Source organism: Streptomyces sp. NPDC028419, from assembly GCF_055565515.1.
Genome location: NZ_JBVHUE010000020.1, coordinates 98,587 through 106,058, shown reverse-complemented (window position 1 = coordinate 106,058; position 7,472 = coordinate 98,587). Strand labels below are relative to the sequence as shown.

Sequence of the window (7,472 nt, the reverse complement as noted above, 5' to 3'; positions counted from 1 at the left end):
TTCCCCCCCCCCCCCCCCCCCCCCCCCCCCCGCCCCCTCCCCCCGCCCCCCCCACCCCCCCCCCCCCCCCCCCCCCCCCCCCCCCCCCCCCCCCCCCCCCCCCCCCCCCCCCCCCCCCCCCCCCCCCCCCCCCCCCCCGGTTCCTCATGTGTGCCCCGGGTCGGGCCCCGGTCAGGCCAGCTTGGCGCGGACGGTTTCGACCACGTCGGCCAGCGCGACCGGGGTCTGCTCGCCGGACTCCATGTCCTTGAGCTGGACGACGCCCTCGGCGAGGTCCCGGTCGCCCGCGACCACGGTGAAGCGGGCCCCGGAGCGGTTGGCGTCCTTCATCGCGCCCTTGAGGCCCTTGCCCCCGAAGGAGAAGTCCGCGGCGATCCCGGCCCGGCGCAGCTCGGTCACGGTGGCGAAGAGGGCGCGCCGCGCCTCCTCGCCGAGCGCGACCGCGAAGACCGACGTGCTCGCGGGGATGTCCAGCTCGATGCCCTCCGCCTCCAGCGCCAGCACCGTACGGTCCACGCCGAGGGCCCAGCCCACGGACGGCAGCGCGGGGCCGCCGATCATCTCGGAGAGGCCGTCGTAGCGGCCGCCGCCGCCCACCGCGGACTGGGAGCCCAGACCGTCGTGGACGAACTCGAAGGTGGTCCGCGTGTAGTAGTCGAGCCCGCGCACCAGCTTCTCGTCGTCCTCGAAGACCACGCCGGCCGCCGTCACCAGCGCCCGCACCTCCTCGTGATACGCCTTGCACGCGTCGCACAGGTAGTCGCGCAGCACCGGCGCCCCGACGAGCTGGGCCTGTACGTCGGCCCGCTTGTCGTCCAGGACGCGCAGCGGGTTGATCTCGGCCCGGCGCACCGTCTCGGCGTCCAGGTCCAGCCCGCGCAGGAAGGACTGCAGCGCCTCGCGGTAGACGGGACGGCACTCCTTGTCGCCCAGCGAGTTCAGCAGGATCCGGAAGTCGCGCAGCCCCAGCGAGCGGTACGCCTGGTCGGCGAGGATGATCAGCTCGGCGTCCAGCGCCGGGTCCTCGGCGCCGATCGCCTCGGCGCCGACCTGCGAGAAGTGACGGTAGCGGCCCTTCTGGGCCCGCTCGTAGCGGTAGTACGAGCCGGAGTACCAGAGCTTGACGGGCAGGCCGCCGAGCTTGTGCAGGTTGCCCTGGAGCGCCGCGCGCAGCACGGAGGCGGTGCCCTCGGGGCGCAGGGCGAGCTCGTCGCCGCCCTTCGTCGTGAGGGTGTACATCTCCTTGCTGACGATGTCGGTGGACTCGCCGACGCCGCGCGAGAAGAGCTCGACGTTCTCGAAGCCGGGGGTCTCGACGTACCCGTAGCCCGAGTTCTTCAGCGGCGCGGCGATCGCCTCGCGCACCGCCAGGAAGCTGGCGGAGCGGGGGGGAAGCAGGTCGTACGTGCCCTTGGGGGCCTGAAAAGTACTCACGAAACTCGTCACATTCCTCGTCGTGGAGCGGGTCCCGCTCCGTGGCCGGCGGCGACTTCCCTCAGGTAGGGGTTGGTCGCGCGCTCACGGCCGATGCTGGTCTGGGGACCGTGGCCGGACAGCACCACGGTCGAATCGTCGAGCGGCAGGCACACGCGGGCCAGCGAGGCGAGCATCTGCGCGTGAGAGCCGCCGGGCAGGTCCGTGCGCCCGATGGAGCCGGCGAAGAGCAGGTCGCCCGAGAAGAACACCGACGGGACGTCGGCCGCTTCGGGGACCTGGAAGGTCACCGACCCCTTCGTATGCCCCGGCGCGTGCGCGACGGTGAACTCCAGACCGGCCAGGGCCAGCTTGGCGCCGTCGGTCAGCTCGCGGACGTCGTCCGGCTCGCCGACGGTCAGCTCGCCCATGAGCGGCATCCCGATGGAGCGGCCGAGGGCCTTCTCCGGGTCGCTCATCATGTAGCGGTCGCTCGGGTGGATCCAGGCGGGGACGTCGTGCGCTCCGCACACGGGGACCACCGAGGCCACGTGGTCGATGTGGCCGTGGGTGAGGACGACCGCGACGGGCTTGAGCCGATGCTTCTTCAGCGTCTCCTCGACACCCTGGGCGGCCTGGTGGCCCGGGTCGATGATGACGCACTCCTCACCCGCGGCGGGGGCGACCACATAGCAATTGGTCCCCCAGGCCCCGGCGGGGAACCCGGCAATCAGCACGTTCGTCCTCAATCGTCAGGTGGGGTAGGTGCAGATCAGAGCCTACCGGCGACGCTCATCACACAGCGAACCCATATACGGTACGGCCTCAGCGGTTCCTACAGCCCACAGTCCCACTGCAACGAGGAGACAGACCCGGTGGTCACGAGCGATCAGCGGCGGCGCCAGCTCGCCAGGGAGAAGTTCGAGCGTCAGCAGGAGCGCAGGGCCAAGGCCCGGCAGAAGGCCCGCAGACGGACCGCGGTGATCGGCGCGGCCGCGGCCGTGGTGATCGCGGTGCTGGTCGGTCTGACCGTCGGCGGCGTGTTCGACGGGAAGAAGGACACGAAGGACTCGGCCGCGGACCCGGCGGCCTCGCCCTCGGCCGCGCCCAGCCCGAAGACGTCCCCGTCGCCGGCCATGGCGATCGACGCCAAGGCGAAGTACACCTTCTCCCTCAAGACCAACGAGGGCGAGATCAAGATCGACATGGACGCGGCGAAGACCCCGCAGACCGTGAACTCGTTCAAGTCGCTCGCGGACAAGGGCTTCTTCGACACCACCAAGTGCCACCGCCTGACCACCGAGGGGATCTTCGTCCTCCAGTGCGGCGACCCCGAGGGCACCGGCATGGGCGGCCCCGGCTACACGATCGCCGACGAGAACCTCGACGCGCTCGGCAAGCCGGGCGCGGACGGCAAGGTCGTCTACCCGGCCGGCACGGTCGCGATGGCCAACACCGGCCAGCCCGGCTCCGGTGGCAGCCAGTTCTTCCTGGTCTACAAGGACAGCCCGCTGCCGCCCAGCTACACCCCCTTCGGGACGATGGACGCCGGCGGTCTGAAGATCGTCCAGGACGTGGCCAAGGAAGGCATCGCCGAGGGCGACAAGGCTCCCGCGCCGAAGAAGCCGGTGACCATCGAGAAGGCCGCCGTCACCAAGAACTAGTGCGGGACCAGGGCGTCCCTTTCGGCCCAGCCTGAACGGACCGTCGCGACCGGCGAGATTGCGTCGTGCTGGATGCGGACAGCCGGGGCGGCGGTCGCCTATGTTGGCGTTGTGCGGGGCGGGCGCTGCCCGCCCTAGGAAACTGTGGACGATGCCAGGGGGTGGACGCCCCCGCAGGCATCATGTGGAGGAGGCGCTGTGAGCAGCGACCCGTGGGGCCGCGTCGACGAGACGGGCACCGTGTACGTGCGTACTGCCGATGGCGAACAGGTCGTCGGCTCCTGGCAGGCGGGCACCCCTGAGGAGGCCCTGGCCTACTTCGAGCGCAAGTACGAGGGCCTGGTGGTCGAGATCGGCCTGCTCGAGCGGCGGGTGCGGACCACCGATCTGTCCTCCAAGGACGCGACGACGGCGATCGACCACCTGCGCAAGCAGATCGACGAGCACCACGCGGTGGGCGACCTCGCCGCGCTGCGGGTGCGCCTCGACAAGCTGGTCGCGACCGTGGACTCGCGTCGCGAGGAGCGCAAGGTCCAGAAGGCGAAGCAGACCGACGAGGCCCGCCTCGCCAAGGACAAGCTCGTCGCCGAGGCCGAGGAACTGGCGCAGAGCGACCAGTGGCGCAGTGCCGGGGAGCGGCTGCGGGCGCTCGTGGACACCTGGAAGGCGCTGCCGCGCCTCGACCGCAAGTCGGACGACGAGCTGTGGCACCGCTTCTCGCACGCCCGCTCCGCCTTCTCCAAGCGTCGCAAGGCGCACTTCGCGTCCCTGGACGCGCAGCGCGAGGACGCGCGCAAGGCCAAGGAGAAGCTGGTCGCCGAGGCCGAGGCGCTGTCGAAGTCGACCGACTGGGGTACGACGGCCGCCCGCTACCGCGAGCTGATGGCGGACTGGAAGGCCGTCGGGCGGGCGCAGCGCGAGTCCGAGGACGACCTGTGGAACCGTTTCCGCGGGGCGCAGGACGTCTTCTTCGCGGCGCGCAGCGAGGTCTTCGCGGAGCGCGACGCCGAGCAGGACGAGAACCTGAAGCTCAAGGAGGAGCTGGCCGACGAGGCCGAGAAGCTCCTGCCGATCACGGACCTGAAGGCGGCGCGGGCCGCCTTCCGTTCCCTGAACGAGCGCTGGGAGGCCATCGGCCACGTACCGCGTGACGCGCGGCCCAAGGTCGAGGGCCGGATGCACACGGTCGAGCGCGCCCTGCAGGAGACCGAGGAGAACGAGTGGCGCCGGACGAACCCGGAGGCGCGTGCGCGCGCCGCGGGTCTGACCGGTCAGCTCCAGTCGGCCGTGGACAAGCTCCGCGGCCAGGTCGACGCGGCGCGCGCCTCGGGCAACAACGCGAAGGCCGACAAGCTGGCGCGTGAGCTGGAGGGCCGTCAGGCGCTGCTGGACCAGGCGCTCAAGGGCCTGGAGGAGTTCGGCGGCTGATTCGCCGGTCCTCGGAAACGACACCGGGGCCCGGTGGTGGGAGTACTTCCCGCCACCGGGCCCCGGTGTCGTTTCCGAGGGCGTACGGCCCGCGACCGCGGGCCGTACGCCCTACCGTCCTACGGCCTGCGCGCCGAGGTCACGCGGTAGACGTCGTAGACCCCCTCCACACCGCGCACGGCCTTCAGGACGTGGCCCAGGTGCTTCGGGTCCCCCATCTCGAAGGTGAAGCGCGAGGTGGCGACGCGGTCGCGGGAGGTCTGGACGGCCGCCGACAGGATGTTGACGTGCTGGTCCGAGAGGACCCGGGTGACGTCCGACAGCAGTCGGGACCGGTCCAGCGCCTCGACCTGGATGGCGACCAGGAAGACGGACGACTGGGTCGGGGCCCATTCGACCGCGAGGATCCGCTCGGGCTGCTGCGAGAGCGAGTCGACGTTGACGCAGTCGGCCCGGTGAACCGATACGCCGCTGCCGCGCGTGACGAAACCGATGATCGGGTCGCCGGGCACCGGCGTGCAGCAGCGGGCGAGCTTCACCCAGACGTCGTCGACGCCCTTGACCACCACGCCCGGGTCGGCGTTGTTGCGGCGCTTGCCGCGGGTGCGCGAGGGCGGGACGCTCTCCTCGATGTCCTCGTTCGCCGCGTCCTCGCCGCCGAGGGCCTGGACCAGCTTCTGCACGACGCCCTGCGCGGCCACGTGGCCCTCGCCGATCGCCGCGTAGAGCGAGGAGATGTCGGGGTAGCGCATCTCGTGGGCGAGGGTGACGAGCGAGTCGCCGGTGAGGATCCGCTGGATCGGCAGGTTCTGCTTGCGCATGGCCCGCGCGATGGCGTCCTTGCCCTGCTCGATGGCCTCGTCGCGGCGTTCCTTGGAGAACCAGGCGCGGATCTTGTTGCGGGCTCGCGGGGACTTGACGAAGCCCAACCAGTCGCGGGACGGGCCCGCTCCCTCGGCCTTGGAGGTGAAGACCTCGATCAGGTCGCCGTTGTCGAGGGTGGATTCGAGCGGGACCAGCCGCCCGTTGACCCGGGCCCCTATGGTCCGGTGGCCGACCTCGGTGTGGACGGCGTACGCGAAGTCCACCGAGGTGGCGCCCGCGGGCAGGGCGATGACGTCGCCCTTGGGCGTGAAGACGAAGACCTCGTTGCGCGAGAGGTCGAAGCGCAGCGAGTCGAGGAACTCGCCCGGGTCCTCGGTCTCCTTCTGCCAGTCGAGCAACTGGCGCAGCCAGGCCATGTCGTTGACGGTGTCCTGGCCCGCGGTGCCCTTGGCGGCCTGCGGGACGTCGGTGCGGACCTTGGAGGCGCCGGCGACCGTCTGCTGCTTGTACTTCCAGTGCGCGGCGATGCCGTACTCGGCGCGGCGGTGCATGTCGAAGGTGCGGATCTGCAGCTCGACGGGCTTGCCGCTGGGGCCGATGACCGTCGTGTGCAGCGACTGGTACATGTTGAACTTGGGCATCGCGATGTAGTCCTTGAACCGGCCGGGGACCGGATTCCATCGCGCGTGCACGGTGCCGAGGGCGGCGTAACAGTCCCGGACGGTGTCGACCAGCACCCGGATGCCGACCAGGTCGTAGATCTCCGCGAAGTCGCGCCCGCGGACGATCATCTTCTGGTAGACGCTGTAGTAGTGCTTGGGCCGGCCGGTGACGGTGGCCTTGATCCGGGCGGCGCGCAGGTCGCTCTGCACCTCGTCGGTGACGATGGTGAGGTACTCGTCCCGCTTGGGCGCGCGCTCGGCGACGAGGCGGACGATCTCGTCGTACATCTTGGGGTAGAGGATCGCGAAGGCGAGGTCCTCCAGCTCCCACTTGATGGTGTTCATGCCCAGGCGGTGGGCCAGCGGAGCGTAGATCTCCAGCGTCTCGCGGGCCTTCTTCTCCTGCTTCTCCCGCTTGAGGTACCGCATGGTGCGCATGTTGTGCAGGCGGTCGGCGAGCTTGATGACCAGGACGCGCGGGTCCTTGGCCATGGCCACGACCATCTTGCGGACGGTCTCGGCCTGGGCCGCTTCGCCGAACTTGACCCGGTCGAGCTTGGTGACGCCGTCCACGAGGAGCGCCACGGCGTCGCCGAAGTCGCGTCTGAGCTGTTCCAGGCCGTACTCGGTGTCCTCCACGGTGTCGTGGAGGAGACCGGCCATCAGGGTGGCGGGGTCCATGCCCAGCTCGGCGAGGATGGTCGTCACCGCGAGCGGGTGGGTGATGTACGGGTCGCCGCTCTTGCGCTTCTGGCCGCGGTGCCAGCGCTCGGCGACCTGGTACGCCTGCTCGATCTGGCGCAGTGTCGCCGTCTCGATCTTCGGGTCGTTGCTGCGGACTATGCGCAGCAGGGGTTCCAGGACCGGGTTGTACGGGTTGGAACGCTGCACGCCCAGCCGGGCGAGACGGGCGCGCACCCGGTTGGAGGACCCGGCGGACTTCGCGGGCGCGGGGCGCGCCGGGGCGGGTGCGGGGGCCGGGGCCGGCGGGGGCGTGGCGGCCGCCGCGGGCTGCGCGGGCTCGCCCTGCGGGTCGGGCTGCGCGGCGGAGAGTGGCTGGACCTCGTCTGGCAAGAGCGCTCCTCATGCGGATCCGGGGCCCGGTCAGGTCCGGATAACCCATGGTAGCGAGGCTCGCGCCCCCTCGTCCGCCCCGCCCACCCTCCGGACCCCGCACCCCCGCCTCCGGCGACGCCTCAATCGCCAGCGAGGCTGAATCTCACCCGCCGCCCGAGTCCCGTCCCCTCCGCCTCCGGCGGCGCCTCAAACGCCGGCGAGGCTGAAACCCCCCACCCCCCAGCCCCGCACATCCAGCCCCGCGGAACACCCAGCCCCGCCCCATGCAGCCCCGCCGGCGTTTGAGGCGCCACCCCATCCGGCCTCGCAGAACACCCAGCCCCGCCCCATCCAGCCCCGCCGGCGTTTGAGGCGCCACCACCTCCAGCCCCGCGGAACACCCAGCCCCGCCCCATCCAGCCCC

The 7,472-nt window shown here is 71.3% G+C and carries 5 protein-coding genes; 2 read left to right on the top strand and 3 right to left on the bottom strand.

Translation table 11 applies throughout. The features are described from left to right. Positions 1-171: 171 nt before the first annotated feature. Together hisS and ACZ4UB_RS23395 are read right to left on the bottom strand one after the other, a co-directional pair. Positions 172-1,434: a histidine--tRNA ligase gene (hisS, locus tag ACZ4UB_RS23400; protein ID WP_468072793.1), complete on the bottom strand. Its 1,263-nt coding sequence runs from the start codon at positions 1,432-1,434 to the stop codon at positions 172-174. Positions 1,435-1,442: 8 nt separating this feature from the next. Beyond that, a complete protein-coding gene (locus ACZ4UB_RS23395; RefSeq protein ID WP_354381467.1) occupies positions 1,443-2,150 on the bottom strand; it encodes an MBL fold metallo-hydrolase in 708 nt (235 codons plus the stop codon). A gap of 138 nt (positions 2,151-2,288) precedes the next feature. Here ACZ4UB_RS23395 and ACZ4UB_RS23390 point away from each other — a divergent pair, with 138 nt between their 5' ends. Beyond that, positions 2,289-3,077, top strand: a complete 789-nt coding sequence (locus ACZ4UB_RS23390; protein WP_354381466.1) for a peptidylprolyl isomerase — start codon at positions 2,289-2,291, stop codon at positions 3,075-3,077. 198 nt (positions 3,078-3,275) lie between these two features. Further along, positions 3,276-4,505, top strand: coding sequence for a DUF349 domain-containing protein (locus tag ACZ4UB_RS23385; RefSeq protein ID WP_468072790.1), 1,230 nt, complete (start codon positions 3,276-3,278; stop codon positions 4,503-4,505). A 119-nt stretch (positions 4,506-4,624) separates the two neighbouring features. Here the strand turns inward: ACZ4UB_RS23385 and ACZ4UB_RS23380 are convergent, their stop codons facing one another. Continuing rightward, the gene (locus ACZ4UB_RS23380) at positions 4,625-7,066 is read right to left on the bottom strand and encodes a RelA/SpoT family protein (protein WP_354381464.1); all 2,442 of its coding nucleotides are present in this window, start codon (positions 7,064-7,066) and stop codon (positions 4,625-4,627) included. Positions 7,067-7,472: the final 406 nt, after the last annotated feature.